The sequence below is a fragment of the Acidobacteriota bacterium genome (genome assembly GCA_012729555.1).
GTDB lineage: Bacteria > Acidobacteriota > UBA6911 > UBA6911 > UBA6911 > UBA6911.
Genome location: JAAYCX010000057.1, coordinates 20,551 through 35,214, shown reverse-complemented (window position 1 = coordinate 35,214; position 14,664 = coordinate 20,551). Strand labels below are relative to the sequence as shown.

The 14,664-nt window shown below is 65.0% G+C and carries 18 protein-coding genes and 1 tRNA gene; 5 read left to right on the top strand and 14 right to left on the bottom strand.

Translation table 11 applies throughout. The features are described from left to right. Positions 1–9 precede the first annotated feature (9 nt). The 7 genes from GXY47_10970 to GXY47_10940 form a co-directional block, all read right to left on the bottom strand. Complete coding sequence (locus tag GXY47_10970) at positions 10–918, bottom strand: glycine--tRNA ligase subunit alpha (GenBank protein NLV31660.1); 909 nt, start codon at positions 916–918, stop codon at positions 10–12. Beyond that, positions 919–1,671 (bottom strand): DNA repair protein RecO, encoded by a 753-nt coding sequence (recO, locus tag GXY47_10965; GenBank protein NLV31659.1) that lies wholly within the window; start codon positions 1,669–1,671, stop codon positions 919–921. 36 nt (positions 1,672–1,707) lie between these two features. Next, entirely contained in the window at positions 1,708–2,481 is a 774-nt protein-coding gene (gene pssA / locus GXY47_10960) for a CDP-diacylglycerol--serine O-phosphatidyltransferase (GenBank protein NLV31658.1), read from the bottom strand. Next, complete coding sequence (locus GXY47_10955; GenBank protein NLV31657.1) at positions 2,478–3,080, bottom strand: phosphatidylserine decarboxylase; 603 nt, start codon at positions 3,078–3,080, stop codon at positions 2,478–2,480. The genes pssA and GXY47_10955 overlap by 4 nt, the downstream gene beginning before the upstream one ends. 96 nt (positions 3,081–3,176) lie before the next feature. Continuing rightward, a complete protein-coding gene (locus tag GXY47_10950) occupies positions 3,177–3,404 on the bottom strand; it encodes a DUF465 domain-containing protein (protein NLV31656.1) in 228 nt (75 codons plus the stop codon). Positions 3,405–3,481: 77 nt separating this feature from the next. Next, positions 3,482–4,600: a D-alanine--D-alanine ligase gene (locus tag GXY47_10945; GenBank protein ID NLV31655.1), complete on the bottom strand. Its 1,119-nt coding sequence runs from the start codon at positions 4,598–4,600 to the stop codon at positions 3,482–3,484. Next, positions 4,584–5,561: a PhoH family protein gene (locus GXY47_10940; protein NLV31654.1), complete on the bottom strand. Its 978-nt coding sequence runs from the start codon at positions 5,559–5,561 to the stop codon at positions 4,584–4,586. The genes GXY47_10945 and GXY47_10940 overlap by 17 nt, the downstream gene beginning before the upstream one ends. 248 nt (positions 5,562–5,809) lie before the next feature. On the opposite strand from GXY47_10940, the gene rpsT reads away from it, so the two are divergent. Then, on the top strand, positions 5,810–6,091 hold the full coding sequence (gene rpsT, locus GXY47_10935; GenBank protein ID NLV31653.1) for a 30S ribosomal protein S20: 282 nt from the start codon (positions 5,810–5,812) through the stop codon (positions 6,089–6,091). Positions 6,092–6,138: 47 nt separating this feature from the next. Here the strand turns inward: rpsT and holA are convergent, their stop codons facing one another. From holA to GXY47_10920, 3 genes are read right to left on the bottom strand one after another with little or no spacing between them, the layout of a single operon-like run. Continuing rightward, positions 6,139–7,131: a DNA polymerase III subunit delta gene (gene holA / locus GXY47_10930; protein ID NLV31652.1), complete on the bottom strand. Its 993-nt coding sequence runs from the start codon at positions 7,129–7,131 to the stop codon at positions 6,139–6,141. Next, positions 7,128–7,709, bottom strand: coding sequence for a hypothetical protein (locus GXY47_10925; protein NLV31651.1), 582 nt, complete (start codon positions 7,707–7,709; stop codon positions 7,128–7,130). Before GXY47_10925 ends, holA begins: the two co-directional genes overlap by 4 nt. Before the next feature lie 18 nt (positions 7,710–7,727). Continuing rightward, a complete protein-coding gene (locus GXY47_10920; GenBank protein NLV31650.1) occupies positions 7,728–8,279 on the bottom strand; it encodes a dCTP deaminase in 552 nt (183 codons plus the stop codon). 122 nt (positions 8,280–8,401) lie between these two features. On the opposite strand from GXY47_10920, the gene GXY47_10915 reads away from it, so the two are divergent. Further along, positions 8,402–8,692 carry an integration host factor subunit beta gene (locus tag GXY47_10915; protein NLV31649.1) on the top strand — a complete coding sequence of 97 codons (291 nt, stop codon included), beginning with the start codon at positions 8,402–8,404 and terminating at the stop codon, positions 8,690–8,692. Between the two features lie 107 nt (positions 8,693–8,799). Beyond that, the gene (locus tag GXY47_10910; protein ID NLV31648.1) at positions 8,800–9,660 is read left to right on the top strand and encodes a site-2 protease family protein; all 861 of its coding nucleotides are present in this window, start codon (positions 8,800–8,802) and stop codon (positions 9,658–9,660) included. Between the two features lie 16 nt (positions 9,661–9,676). Here GXY47_10910 and GXY47_10905 read toward each other — a convergent pair. Together GXY47_10905 and GXY47_10900 are read right to left on the bottom strand one after the other, a co-directional pair. Further along, positions 9,677–9,763, bottom strand: a tRNA-Leu gene (locus GXY47_10905). 57 nt (positions 9,764–9,820) lie between these two features. After that, a complete protein-coding gene (locus tag GXY47_10900; GenBank protein ID NLV31647.1) occupies positions 9,821–11,038 on the bottom strand; it encodes a tetratricopeptide repeat protein in 1,218 nt (405 codons plus the stop codon). 76 nt (positions 11,039–11,114) lie between these two features. Here GXY47_10900 and GXY47_10895 point away from each other — a divergent pair, with 76 nt between their 5' ends. Next, positions 11,115–11,471 (top strand): hypothetical protein, encoded by a 357-nt coding sequence (locus GXY47_10895; GenBank protein ID NLV31646.1) that lies wholly within the window; start codon positions 11,115–11,117, stop codon positions 11,469–11,471. Between the two features lie 110 nt (positions 11,472–11,581). Continuing rightward, complete coding sequence (locus GXY47_10890; protein NLV31645.1) at positions 11,582–12,637, top strand: hypothetical protein; 1,056 nt, start codon at positions 11,582–11,584, stop codon at positions 12,635–12,637. A gap of 3 nt (positions 12,638–12,640) precedes the next feature. Here GXY47_10890 and GXY47_10885 read toward each other — a convergent pair whose 3' ends face one another. Beyond that, entirely contained in the window at positions 12,641–13,963 is a 1,323-nt protein-coding gene (locus GXY47_10885) for a 2-oxo acid dehydrogenase subunit E2 (protein ID NLV31644.1), read from the bottom strand. Next, complete coding sequence (gene lipB / locus GXY47_10880; GenBank protein NLV31643.1) at positions 13,960–14,661, bottom strand: lipoyl(octanoyl) transferase LipB; 702 nt, start codon at positions 14,659–14,661, stop codon at positions 13,960–13,962. The genes GXY47_10885 and lipB overlap by 4 nt, the downstream gene beginning before the upstream one ends. Positions 14,662–14,664: the final 3 nt, after the last annotated feature.

The window sequence follows — 14,664 nt, the reverse complement described above, 5'->3', positions numbered from 1 at the left end:
ATCCCCGTCTTATGAAGCCGGTTCCGGCTGCGGTAACGCGCTGCGCCCGAGCAGGGGGAAGCCCTGCCGCTCGCGGCTTTCCAGATATCGGCGCGCCACCTCGCACGCGAGCTGGCGCACGCGCGCGATGATGCCCACGCGCTCGGTGACGCTGATGGCGCCGCGGGCGTCCAGCAGGTTGAAGGTGTGCGAGCATTTGAGGCAATAATCGTAGGCGGGGAGCACGAGATCCATGGCGGCGAGGCGCCGGCTTTCCTCCTCGTAAAGCGCGAAGAGCCGGAACAGCATCTCCACGTTCGCCTCCTCGAAGTTGTACCGGGAGAACTCGACCTCTTCGCGGTGGCGGATGTCGCGGTAGGAGACATCGTCGGACCAGCCGAGGTCGTAGATGCTGTCCACCTGGGCGATGAAGGTCGCGATCCTTTCCAGCCCGTAGGTGATCTCCGCGCTCGTCGGGTCGAGTTCGACCCCGCCGGCCTGCTGAAAATAGGTGAACTGGGTGATTTCGAGGCCGTCGAGCAGGACCTGCCACCCGACCCCCCAGGCTCCCAGGGTGGGCGACTCCCAGTTGTCCTCCTCGAAACGGAGGTCGTGCCGGCCGAGGTCGATGCCCAGGGCGGCCAGGCTCTCGAGGTAGAGGTCCTGCACGTCGGCCGGCGCCGGCTTGAGAATGACCTGGTACTGGTGGTGTTTCTGCACCCGGTTCGGGTTGTCGCCGTAACGCCCGTCGGTGGGGCGGCGCGAAGGCATCACGTACGCGACCCTGTAGGGTTCGGGACCCAGGACCCGGAGAAAGGTCTCCGGCGCCATGGTCCCCGCGCCCACCTCGACGTCGTAGGCCTGCTGGAGCACGCACCCCCTGCGGTCCCAGAACCGCTCCAGGGTAAGGATGATCTGCTGAAGATTTTTCGATCGCATCTATTCTTCTTGAACCGCCTCGCACATAATCCTGTAGGATTTAAGTTGTCTGTCCAGGTGCAGCTCGAGCAGCTTCCGGAAAAGGCGCTCGAGATCCTCCAGGGCGCCCCTCGGGAAGGTGCTCGCCGCGAACTTTTCGGGGGGGGTGCCCATCATCTCCCCGAGAGCCGCGGCGGCCGCCGGCCCCACCCGCATGCCCCGCCCCCCGGCACAGGCCGCGCAGCGCGCTTGACCGGCTTCGATCCATGCAAAAAACCCCTCATCTTTAACACACTTGCCACAACCGGAGCAATAGGCATAATTCGGCAGAAGGCCGCCGAGTTTCAGGCACCACACCTCAAAATAGCGCACGAGCGCCCGGGACGAGGGGCGCGCCTCCGCGGCGTGCTGGCAGGCCAGCAGGAGCCGGAACATCGCGGGGCTGGACTGGCCCTCGGGGACCAGTTCGCCGACCAGCTCGGCGAAGTAGGAAAAAACGCACATCCTCCCGTAATCGGGGGTACGGCCCAGGAAGGAGTGGATGAGCTCCGCCCCCCGGACCCGGCCGAGGTCCCTCCCCTCCCGGACCCAGAGTTCCAGCCGCACGTGGTTCGAGGGTTCCAGGCACCCGGCGAGGGGGCTTCGCGGCTTCTTGATCCCCCGGGCCGCGGCGCGCACCTTCCCCTGCTCCCTCGAGAGCGCCACGATGACGCGATCGGCGTCCGAGAGGGCGTACTGTCTCAAAATGATGGCTTCCAGCTCATGTACGGGCATAGGGGCGATCGGGTGCGGCCGGCGGGAGGGGCGCGGTCACCGGGGGTCGGATTCCGCTTCTTCTTCCGCCGGTTTCCTGCGCCGCAGCATGGAGTACAGGCGCGCCGCCGGGCCCGACAGCACGTATACCCCCGCCAGGGCCAGCAGGGTCGGCCGGGACAGATAGAAAATCAGCGCCAGGAGGAGCCCCATGACGAGGACCGCCAGGTGGGATTTCTTCCCCAGCGCCACGTGCTTCAGGCTGCTGAAGCGCAGCGTGCTGATCATCAGAAACGCCAGCGCGAAGACGACGGCGGCCATCAGGCTGGCGGCCGGCACGCCGGTCACGCGCCCGCCGAAAAAATGAACGATGGCGGCCACCGCCCCTCCCGCCGCGGGGATGGGCAGCCCGACGAAGTGCTTGAGATTTCCCGCCTGGAGGTTGTAGCGCGCCAGGCGCATGGCGCCGCAGATGGTGAAGGTGAAGGCGGCGATCCAGGCCAGCCGCTGGTCCACGGGCCCGAGCCCCCAGACCAGGGCGAGCACCGACGGTGCGATGCCGAAGGAGATGACGTCGGCGAGCGAGTCGAGCTGCAGCCCGAAGGCGGAGGTCGAATGGGTGAGCCGGGCGATGAACCCGTCCATCGAATCGAGGACGATGGCGATCCCGATGGCGTAGGCGGCGTGGGAGTACAAGCCGTTCATCGTGGACAGGATGGCGTAATACCCGCAGAACAGGTTCCCCACCGTGAAAAGGGTGGGAAGGACGATAACGCTGCGTCCCAGGCGGCGCGCGCCGCCGCCCGTGTCCTCGAGCACCGGGTCGCTCATACGCACTCTCCGATCACGCTCGATCCGCCCCGGACCCGGTCGCCCACCTTGACCGGAATCCGTACCCCCTCCGGAAGGACGACATCCACCCGCGAGCCGAACCGGATCAGTCCGATCACCTCACCCCGGCGGACCGGCTCCCCCGGCTTCTTCCAGCAGATCACCCGGCGCGCGATCATCCCGGCGACCTGCTTGACCACCAGCCGCACGCCGCCGCCCGAGATCGTGAGGATGTTCTGCTCGTTGACGCGGGACGCCTCCTCGTCGAAGGCCACCTTGAATTTCCCCCGCTTGTACAGGAGATCCTCCAGCACCCCGTCTATGGGGGAACGGTTGATGTGAACGTCAAAGATGCTGAGGAATATGCTGAGGGTCTGTTCGCCGTCCTCCCGGCGCGCGATCTTCACGACCTTTCCGTCCGCCGGAGAGACCACCAGGCCGGGATCGCCCGGAACACGCCGCTCCGGGTTGCGGAAGAAAAACGCGGTGAAGAGCGCGAGAACGAAGAGGATCCCGGCCGGGAGGGGGAGGGAGAAAAAAGCGGCCAGGCCGCCCAGGATCAGGAGGGGGATCAAAAACCGGTATGCGTCGCTTGCCATGGGGCCGCTTTCCTGGACAGGGGTGAATGAACAGGAAACCCGTGGCACCCCCTGTCCGGACGGGATTCCGGCGCCTGACGGGCGTCTCCTTGCCGCCTACCTCCGCTGCCGCAGGACCAGGAAATGCATCTTGTCCTTGAGCGCCAGCTTCTTCTTCTTCAGGGTCTTTTCCAGCAGTTCTTCCTCTTCGCTGAGAAAATGCTTGCGCGTCAGATCTTCGAGCTGTTGCTCGTATCTCCGATGCTCCGCGGCCAGCTCCCGGTATTCGTCGTCTTCCCGCAGCAGCCGGTCGCGGAGCGCATCTTCCGGTGTAAAAGAACTCATGGCCAAATCCTCCTGCCGTTTTCACGATATTAGCTTGACCGCCGCCGGGGGTTCAAGCCGGATCGCTCCCGGCGCGCTCACCGATGGGACATGGTCCGGCCGTTTCTCTCCTCGAAGCGCTCCAGGCCCAGGCGGATCAGCTCCCTCACCAGCTGCGCGAACGGCACCCCCGCGGCCGCCCAGAGCTTGGTATACATGCTGATGGGGGTGAAGCCCGGCATGGTGTTGATCTCGTTGATCCAGACCCCGCCCGAAGCCCGGTCCAGAAAGAAGTCGACCCGGGCCAGGCCGCTGCCGTCCAGCGCGGCAAAGGCCCTGAGCGCCAGCGTCCGGATTTCGTCCGCCGTCGCCGCGTCGATCCGCGCCGGGATCTCCAGCCGGCTTTCCGTGCTGACATATTTCGATGCGTAGTCGTAAAACTCGCCGGCGGAAATCACCTCCCCCACCACCGAGGCGCGCGCGCCGTCGTTGCCCAGAACGGCGCATTCCAGCTCCCTGCCGTCGATCCCCTTTTCGATCAGGATCTTCCGGTCGTACCGGGCCGAATCGCGCACGGCGTCCCCGAATTCCTCCCGGCGCCGGATCTTGTGCACTCCCACGGAAGAACCGAGGTTGGCGGGCTTGGAAAACATCGGGTAGCCCCACGCGCGCTCGGCCCGCCCGCGTACCGAACCCAGGCCGGCCTCCAGTTCGCGCGCAAAGACCGTCATCGAAGGGGTCACCGGAAGCCCCGACTGCGCGAGCAGCCGCTTGGCCAGGTCCTTGTCCATGGCGGCGGCCGAAGCCAGCACGCCGCACCCGATATAGGGGAGGCCGGCCATTTCCAGCAGACCCTGCATGGTGCCGTCCTCGCCGTAAGGGCCGTGCAGCAGGGGAAACCAGATCTCGGGCCCCCCGTCGCCGCCGCCGGCCGCCGGCGGGTCCTCGGGGGCGCCCGAGGCGACCCGCAGCACCGAGGCCTCCGTTCCGATCGCCGCGAGCGGCCGGATCCGCCCGAGGAGTTCGGCCGGCAGCATGCGCTTCAGTTCGGAGGGGCGGGCAATCCGGCCGGAGGGGGTGATGCCGGCGGCGAAGATCTCGTAGTCCCCGGGATCCAGGGCCGCGATCACGCTGGCGGCGGAGGTGAGCGAAACCTCGTGCTCCCCCGATCGGCCCCCGAAGAGGATGCCCAGCCTGGTCCTACGGTCTTGGCGCATGGTCCCCGTTCCCCGGTTCGTTTTCGGCGTGCCGCTGGTACGCCTTGATGATCAGCCGCACCAGGTGGTGCCGAACCACGTCGTTCTCGTTGAAGGAGCAGAAGGCGATCCCCTCGACGCTGCCCAGGATCTTCCGGGCCTCCACCAGCCCGGAGGCGCGCCCGAAGGGGAGGTCGATCTGGGTGACGTCGCCCGTGATGACGGCCTTGGACCGCGTCCCGATCCGGGTCAGAAACATCTTCATCTGCTCCGAGGTGGTGTTCTGCGCCTCGTCCAGGATGATGAAGGCGTCCCCCAGAGTCCTGCCGCGCATGAATGCCAGGGGGGCGATCTCGATGGTCCTCTCCTCGACGTAGCGCTGGATCCTTTCGCTCTCGAGCAGGGTATGGAGCGCGTCGTACAGCGGCCGCAGGTAGGGGTTGATCTTCTCCTCGATGTCGCCGGGGAGGAATCCCAGCCGCTCCCCCGCTTCGACCGCGGGGCGGGTGAGAATGATGCGCGACACCTTCTTCTCGATCAGGCAGGTAAGGGCCATGGCGACCGCCAGGAACGTCTTCCCCGTCCCCCCCGGCCCGATGCCGAAGACGATGTCGTTGCCCCTGATCGCCTCGATATAGCGCCGCTGGTTCGGGCTCTTGGGCGTCACCTGGCGCTTCCCCCCGGTCAGCAGCTGCATCTTGGGAAAGAAATCGTGAAGCGACAGCGCGGCGTTTTCCGCGATCTGCCGGAAGGCCGATTTCAGGTCGCCGTTGGTGATGGCGTGCCCCCTGTCGGCGAGCGCGGAGAAATCGAGCAGGATCCTTTCGAGCGCGGCGACGTCCTTCTCCTCGCCGTCGATCGTCAGCCCGCCGTCGCGCGTCTGGATCGTGACGTCGAAAAGGTTTTCGAGAAATTTCGCGTTCTCGTCAAGAGGGCCGAACAGGAGCTGCAGGCTGCGGTCGGACAGTAGGACTTTTCTCATCTACAAACCGGGTTTGACCTCGAATACGGGGGAAAAGGCGGATTCGGAATGTTGCCGGAAAGCATGCTTCCAAAACAAGATCGAGCTTTCATGTTCAAAAGGAATTCTAGGTCCGGCCGCCGGGGAAGTCAATCGGAAAAATTTATTTGACATTGATCTTAACTGATTGTATCGTAAGGAGTTTTTAGGAGGAGAGGAGAGCACCCTCTGCTCCGTTGGTCTGGCACACACAATGGGAGCAAGTCCGAATGGCGAATCATGCGTCGGCCCTCAAGGCACACCGGCAGAATCTGAAGCACCGGGAGAACAATCGCAGCAACCGCAGCACCCTCCGCACCTGCCTGAAGAAGTTCGGGGAACAGCTCGAGGGGGAGGTCTCGGCGGAATCCGGCAAATCCCTGGCCGAACTCTATTCCGTGATCGACAAGTCCCGGCAGAAAAAGGCCATCAGCCGCAATGCGGCGGCGCGGCAGAAATCACGCCTCACCCGGCGACTGAACGCGGCGCACCCGCGCCCGGCGCAGGACTGATTCCCCCGCGGGCGTCATGACGCCCGGGACCCCGCGGGCCCGGGCGGTCACACCAGCCCGCAGATCAACCCCTCGAGCAGCCTGCGCCCGTCGAGCGCGGAGGATTTCAGCTGCTTGTCGATGGCCGCAAGGCGCAGAAACATCTCCTCTATGACCGCCGTTTCCGCCCGCTTCGCCTGCCCCAGGAGTTTCTCCAGGACGAAGGGGGGGACCTGGGCGGCGGCGGCGATCTCGCGCGCATTCACCCGTTTTTCGAGGCATTCCCGGGCGATCAGGACCTGCCGGCAGTGGCGGGCCAGCATGGTGACGACGACGAGCGGATGCTCCCCCGTTCCCAGCAGCCCGGCCAGCTTCTGCAGGGCGCCGCTGCGGTCTTTCGCCCCGACCGCGTCGATGAGCTGGAAGATGTCGTGCTGGCGGCTCGAGCGCACCAGGCCCTCGACCGCCTCGGCGGGGATCGTCCCGGCGACTCCCGCGTAGAGCACCAGTTTTTCAAGTTCCGCCGCGAGCGCCTCGAGGTCCGAACCCGCCATCTGCAGCAGCCGTTTGAGCGCCCCGGGCGCCAGCGTGCGCCCCTCCCGCCGCAGCCACGCCGCCGCCCACTTTTCCAGCGCCGCATCCTTGAGTTTCTGGAACTCGCACACGCAGTGCCGCTCGAGGAGCGTTCGGTAAAACTTCCTGCGGTGATCCATTTCGCCCGCCAGGAAAACCATGACCGTTTTCGGGGAGAGGGTTTCCAGCCCGGCGATCAGCGCCTCCTGGTCGCTCTCCCGGATCCGGGCGGCATCGCGCACAAGGACCAGCCGCCGGCCGGACACCATCGGAAAGGTATTGGCCGCTTCGAGGATCCCGTCCGCAGAGACGGCTCCGGCCTCGAAATCGGTAAGGTCGAAATCGGCCGACCCGGGAGACAGGACCTTCCGCTTCAACAGCCGCACCGCTTCGCGGCAGAGAAACTCCTCCGGCCCCAGCACGAGGTAGACCGGCCTCAGCCGGGCGCCGAGGTCGGCCTCGAGGGCCTCCAGGTTCCTGAGGATCATGGGCTTCCCCTCTCGAGGACGGCGCCGGCGATACTGGCGGCAAAGCTGCGCGCGAGCCGCCGGAGGGCGGGATTCTCCTCCGAGAAGAAGTCCGCGACGCTCGGATTGAGCGCGTACCGTTCCCGGAAGACGAAATCGGGCTTCTGCCAGAGCACGGCGCCGTCCCCGGTGCGCACGAGCCTCACGCTGGTCCGGACCGTCACCAGGAACGAGGTACCGAAGGTGCGGGAGCCCGCCTGCTCGGTGCCGAAGGTGACCGGGGTGGAGGTCACCTCGAGAATGTCCCCCAGCAGCACCACGTCGGCCCCCGTGCTCCGGGAATCGACCCGCCCCCCGCTCCGCAGCGTGAATTCCTCGAGCAGCGCCGCCGTAAGCGTCTGCTCGATCCCGTGCTGGTGGGTCAGGTTGCGCAGGGTGGGGATCCCGAGCGACCGGGAGCCCCCCGGCAGCCGGCCCCCGGAGCCCGCAAGGCGGTAGCCGCAGCCGGCGAGCGGCGCCAGCAGCGCCAGTGCCAGGAGCGCAGGCGCCAGCGCCCGCATGCGCCCTCCCATCGCCCTCCGGTGTCGGAACGTATTCATTCGGGCCGTCCCCTCCCCCTATACCCGGGCAAGGTGGATCTGCTGCTGGGCCTGGTACTTCCCCTTGCGGTCGGCGTAGGAGACCCTGCAGGCGCTCTCGGCGCGCAGAAACACGCACTGGGCGATCCCCTCCCCCGACCAGACGCGGGCCGGAACGGGGGAGGCATTGACCAGCGATACGGTTATATACCCCTCCCATTCCGGTTCCAGGGGGGTGACGTTGACGATGACGCCGGAACGCGCGTAGGTGGACTTGCCCTGGCACAGCACCAGGACATCGCGCGGGATGCGGAAATATTCCAGCGAACGCCCCAGGATGAACGAATTCGGCGCGATGACGCAGGAGGGCCCCTTGAAATCGGTGAAGGGGGCCGCATCCATATTTTTCGGATCGGAAATTTTCATCCCGCTGAAATCGGGGATCTTATAGTCATCGGCCAGCCTGAAATCGTAGCCATAGGAGGAAGCGCCGTAGGAGATCTTGCCCTTGCGCCGCCGCTGCTCGGCGTAGGGTGAAATCATGCGCTCGCTTTTGGCCATCGAGCGGATCCAGTGATCGGGTAGCACCATCTTCGGGAACTCCTCGAAAGAGTGGGAGTCTATCACTCGGGCAAAATAGTGTAAATAGAAATGGCTTGACAGCTTTTTTAACCACAAGTAAAATGCTCTCACCAATTTATGGGAGGTTCAGCGTGATAAAGCAGGACATCGTAAACCGTGTCGCGGAGCAGCTGAATATCACCAAGGTAAAGGCGGAAATTGCGGTGGAATCTGTGTTCAATTCGCTCAAGAACGCGCTGAAGCGCGGCGAAAGAATTGAACTGCGAGGCTTTGGCGTCTTCATCGTCAAACCGAGAAAGAGCGGTGTCGGGCGCAATCCGCGCACGGGCGAGGAGGTGGCCATCCCACCCGGAAAGACCATCCGGTTCAAGCCCGGCAAGGAAATCCGCGCGGAGAAGATCGCACCCGGTATCGACGGCTAGAGCCCCGCTCCGCAGTCGCCAGAAAGCCTAATATTGTTGTGAGCGGTAATTTTCCGGCAGTCCAGGCGAATCCGGCGCCGTCCCGGCGACAATGGGGCGTCTTCTGGTTGCTGCTGGGGCTGACTCTCCTGTCCACCACTCTTGCCGGCCTCTTCTATGCCCTGGGCGGTCCGGGCCCTCTTTCCCTTCTCCTGATCGCTCTCTCCCGCCCCGGGATCCTCCTGGCGGGGCTCCCCTTCTCCCTGTCGCTCGTCGGCATCCTGCTGGCGCATGAATTCGGGCATTTCCTGGCCTGCCGGCATTACGGGATGCGCTCGACCCCCCCCTGGTTCATTCCCGCGCCGTTTCCCCTTACCGGCACGCTGGGGGCCTTCATCCGGATTCACTCTCCGTTCCGGGGTTTGCGCGCCCTGTTCGACATCGGGATCGCCGGCCCTTTGGCCGGTTTCGTCTTCACCCTGCCCGTGCTGGCGATCGGCATCCGCCTTTCCACCCTGGTGCCCAGGGGGGCGCTCGGGGATGGCGGCCTGAGCTTCGGCGAACCGCTCCTGTTCCGGCTGGCGGGAATGCTGATGCTGGGGTACGCACCGGAGCGGCAGGACCTCATGGCGCACCCGATGGCGATGGCGGCCTGGATCGGGCTGCTGGCCACCAGCCTGAATCTCCTGCCCATCTGGCAGCTCGACGGCGGGCACATCGCCTACGCCATCCTGGGCCGCAAGCGGCAGAAAAACCTTTCGGTCGCCGCCCTCGTCGCCCTGATGGGGCTGAGCCTGGCGGGATGGCCCACCCCCTCCTACCTTCTGTTCGCCGCGATGCTGCTCGTGATCGGGCTCCGCGTGCGCTTCCTCCATCCCGCGACGCTCGATGACGGTGAGGACCTGGGCGCCGCACGGCGCTGGCTCGCCCTGGCCGCCCTGGCGATCCTCGTGCTTTCCTTTACACCGGTCCCGGTTACGATTTTATAGCGATGGGGGGAGGGGGTGGTGCCGAAGGGGGGAGTCGAACCCCCACGAGCGTAAGCCCACTAGACCCTGAACCTAGCGCGTCTGCCAATTCCGCCACTTCGGCATTTCAGAATCGCTATCTTATGGGTGCGCGGGGAGGTTGTCAAGATGCCGCACGATCTTATTTCGGCGGCGGACCCACCCGTTCTACCGGATGCTCCTGCAGCACCGGGCGGGTCCAGCTCCGGGGATCGGACGATTCCAGTCTTTCCAGGGAGACTCCCAGCGCCCGCGCCCGCTCGAAAGCATCGGCCGCCCTGCCGGCATCCCCGCTCGCGCGCAGCAGAAACCCCCGGATGAAATGGAGCATGCCGCTTTCCGGGTAGTCCGGGATCGCCGCATCGAGGGCGGCCAGCGCCCCCCCGGAATCCCCCCGGATGCCGCGCACCAGGGCCAGGTTGGTGCCGATGGTCGGGTCCCCGGGGGAATGCGCGTGGGCGAAGGCGAAGGCGTAGGCCGCCGCGGTATCCTCCCCGATCCGGAGGCAGGTGACGCCGAGATTGTTCAGCGCGGGCGGGTGCTGCAGCAGAAAAGCGCCCGGCGCAAGCATGCGGATCGCCTCCTGGAGGCGCCCCGATTGCAGGAAGCTGTTTCCGAGCCAGAAGTCTCTCCGCCAACGGGGCAACCCGTCTCCCGTCGCTTTCAGGAGGTGTGCGACGGCCTGGGGCCACTGCCGGTTCTGATAATACAGACGGCCGAGCTGGAAATGGGCCGCCGGGAAGTCCGCGTTGCCGTCGATCGCCTCACCGAGCAGCCGCGCCTGTTCCTTTTCGCTCGGGGCGTAAAAGCTCCGGATATAGCCGGCCCAGGCGGGGTTGGGAACCTTCCGGGTCCGGGCCGCCACGCTTTCCCGGGTGAAGCCGGCATCGAGCCCCGTATGGACCAGTATCCTCCAGACCAGCTCGTTCTCCAGTTGCGGCAGCATCGCCACGGGACCGCCGGCCGTGATCCTCCCGCCCAGCTTGAGCGACGCCACATCCAGGATCCTGAGGGAAATCTGCAGGTCCCGCTCCGTGCCGCCGCACCGGCCCAGTACCAGCATGTCGGCCCCGGAGGACTGCGCCACCCGGATCATGGTCCCCCGGCTCAGACGCGCCGAAGGGGGGAGGTCGTTCCGCTCCACCAGGTCCAGGCGCGCATCGCGTCCGACGGCGCCGATCCCCAGCGCCGCCAGCTGTCCCGTCAGCGATTCTGCCATCCCCTCCCCGACCCAGTCGAGAGCCCCTTCGGAGAACGCTTCGTCGAAGGGAAAGAAAAGGAATGTCCTGGCGCCGGCGGCGCTGCAACAGAAAATCCCCAGCGCCACAACAATCAAAAACCGGGTGGCCACTCTGTTCATGGTCATCGCTCCGAAAAAAATGAGGCCCGCAATCCTCTTCCGGCTATAATACTATACAGGTGCAAGGAGAGAGGGTATGCATAAAAGAACGGGGCCGTGGACGGGGATCTTTTTGGCCATGCTGCTGCTGCAGGGCTGGCCCGGGCTGATGGACCGCGCGCACGCCCTGGAGGCCGGAATCTATCGCCTGCTTTCCATTTCGACCTCCGAAAGGCTGATCCTGGTTTCCAGTGTGCCGGAGAAGAACAAGTACCTCCTGGACGCCTCCTCGGCCAGGATAACGATGGATGGAAAACCGGTCGAATTCGAAAACCTGGAGCAGTTTTCCTCAATCCAGGTCGAGCTGGAACTCAAAAAGGAGAAGCGCAACGGGGTCGAGCTGGACGGTTTCGCCACCGAAATCCGGATTGCGCCGCCGCCGGCAGCCCCCTAGTTGTGCAGGATAAGCCTAAATTTTTCAGTATCCTACCTGAATGCAGATTTCGGCAAATTTAGCTATGCCCCCGCGCCACCGTCGAATATAATCAGCACAACGGAAGGGTGATGGCTAGGATGGCAACGGCGCTTGAATTCAAGCACAATTGGGAGACCGAGAGGTACGCCCTGCTCAACACCAGGGTGTGCGACCTGGAGCTGCGCCTGGAGGAAACGCTCTTATATCGCTGTATCCAAAAGCTTTATCATGAAATGGACCGCAAGGGGCTCAGGTTCAAGCCCCCCTATTACTTCTCCTGCACCGGGGACGAGTGGGGGTGTCCCGACCGGGTGCCCATCATCGGCATCCCTTTTTACCTCGCCGACAGGCGCCTCATGCGCATCGAGGCGGAGATGGGATACATCCGCTACGACCGGAAGGACCTGCTCCTTCTCCTGCGGCACGAGGCGGGACACGCCGTCAACTATGCCTACCGGTTATATAAGGATCGGGAGTGGAGCGAAATATTTGGTGATTTCAACGCTAAATACCCATTAAACTTCAGGTATAAGTTTAACCCATACAGCAAATCTTACGTAAAAAGCTTGAGTAATCCCAAATATTACGCCCAGGCGCACCCCGATGAGGATTTTGCGGAAACCTTTTCGGTCTGGCTGACTCCCCGCTCGAACTGGAGGAAGGTGTACAGCCGGACTCCCGCCATCAAGAAGCTCGAGTACGTGGACCGGGCCATGAAAAGGATTGCCCGGAAAAAGCCGGTCGTCAACGTGACCTACCTCGATTCCCCCTACGATTCGAAGACCTATACCCTGATCGAGTATTACGGGAGGACGCTCGACCGCTTCAAGGCCAAGGCCCTGGGGCTGTACGACGAGGAACTGAGGAAGATTTTCCCGTCGGCGGCCAACGGGCACAAGAAGTCGATCCCGGCCACCGGGCTGATTCGAAAGAACCGGCGTTTCCTGCTGGAGACGATCTCGCGCTGGACCGGGGCCCGCAACCGGGTGGTGGCCCCCGTCATCGGCTGGTTTGACCGCCGCTGCCGGGATCTCGACCTCGTGCAGGCTCCCGGGAGGGAGAGCCGCAACCTGGCCTCCCTGGCCTCGCTCGGGACCACCATCGTGATGAATTACATCCACACCGGTCGCTACATTTCCGACTGAGACCTAATCCTGCCACTCGGTCCAGGCTTCCAGCCGCGCTTTCAGATCCGCCATGAACTGGTCCGCCACCGCCCCGTCGATGACGCGGTGATCGAACGAGAGCGATAGATAGGCCATGGACCGGATGGCGATGGCGTCGTCGATCACCACGGGGCGCTTGGTGATGGCCCCGATTCCCAGGATGGCGACCTGCGGCTGGTTGATCACGGGGGTGCCGAAAAGGGATCCGTAGATCCCCGGGTTGGTGAGGGTGATGGTGCCGTTCTGGACCTCCTCCGGCTTCAGCCTCTTCGTGCGGGCCCGCTCGGCCAGGTCGTGAATCGCCAGGGCGATCCCCGTGAAATTCTTCAGATGGGCGGCACGGACCACGGGCACGATCAACCCCGCTTCGAGCGCCACCGCGATCCCGAGGTGGATCCCCTTCTTGTAGACGATGGCGTCCCCGCTGACCGAGGAGTTGAAAACCGGGAAATTGCGGACCGATTCGACCAGGGCCTTTGCGAAGAAGGGGGTGTAGGTCAGCGGGATCCCTTCCCTCTTCAGGAAATCCTCCTTGCGCGCCTGGCGCAGGCGCACGATGGCGCTCATGTCGATTTCAAACATCGTATTGACATGAGCCGAAGTCCTCTTGCTCTCGACCATCCGCTCCGCGATCGCCCGGCGCATCGGGGTCATGGGAACCGTTTCGGCATCGTCGCCGGCGCTCCCCCCCGGCCCGCTCTCCGGCGCGGCGGCGGCGCCTCCCGCCCCGCCCGCGGCGGCCGGCGCCGCGGGCCTGGCGGCCCCGACCCGGGAGAGATGCTTCTCGAGGTCGTCCTTGGTGATCCTCCCCTCGAGTCCCGTGCCGGCGACGTCGGCCAGGTCCACCCCGTTTTCGCGCGCTATCTTTCGCACCAGCGGGGAGGCCAGCAGCGACTGCGGACGGATGGAGGGGGCCGCGGAGTCCTCCTTCGCCTTTCCCCCGGCCGCTTCCGCACCTTCCTCCCCGGTTTTCCCTGCTTCCCCCCCGGCCTCCGTCCCCGTCTCCGCGGCCGGCTCCCGCGCGGTCTCTTCGCCGGGCTCCTCCCCGCCGGCATCCCCGTCGCCGGCGGATTCCCGGATGACGGCCACCACGGTGTCGATCTTTATGGTCGTCCCCTCGTCCACCAGGATTTCGTCGAGGATGCCCGATGCCGGCGCGGGGATTTCGGAATCGACCTTGTCGGTGGAAACCTCGAACAGGGGTTCGTCCTTCACGACGGGGTCTCCCGTCTTTTTGAGCCATTTCGTGAGGGTGCCCTCGTAAACGGATTCTCCCAACTGAGGCATGATGACTTTGGTATTCATGCGGATCGGCTCCTTCCGATGATGTTTTCGAGGAAGTCCCGGTCGACCGGGGTCACGCTGCGGTGAAACACCGCCCCGAACAGGGGCAGGTACCGCGAGGCCACCTCGTCCATTTCCAGCGGCCGGCGGAGAAGCGCGCTCATGGAGGTGACGCCCTTGCCCCTGATCCCGCACGGCACGATCAGGTCGTAGTAGGAAAGATCGGTGTTGACGTTCAGGGCGAAACCGTGGCGCGTCACCCAGCGGCTGATGTGAACCCCCATGGCGGCGACCTTCCCGGCGGGGGTCCAGACTCCCGTAAACCCGTCCTCCCGCCCCGCCGCCACCCCGTAGCCGCCCAGCAGGTCGATGAGCGATTGCTCCAGGTTGCGCATGTAGCCCCTCACGTCCCGCTCCCCGTTTTCCAGCAGCAGGAGGGGATAGCCGACCAGTTGCCCCGGGCCGTGATAGGTGATGTCCCCTCCGCGATCGATGTGGTGGAGTTCGATCCCCCGCCGCGCGAGCGCCGCCTCGTCCACCAGCAGGTTCTCCCGGAGGCCGCTGCGGCCCAGGGTGATCGTGGGGGGATGCTCGAGCAGCAGGAGAACGTCCGGGGCGTTCCCCCGCTTTTTCAGCTCGCAGATCCGCATCTGCAGGTCCAGGGCTTCGGAAAACGGCAATCTTCCCAGCCATGCGGCCAGGCATTCGACGGCGGCCACGGG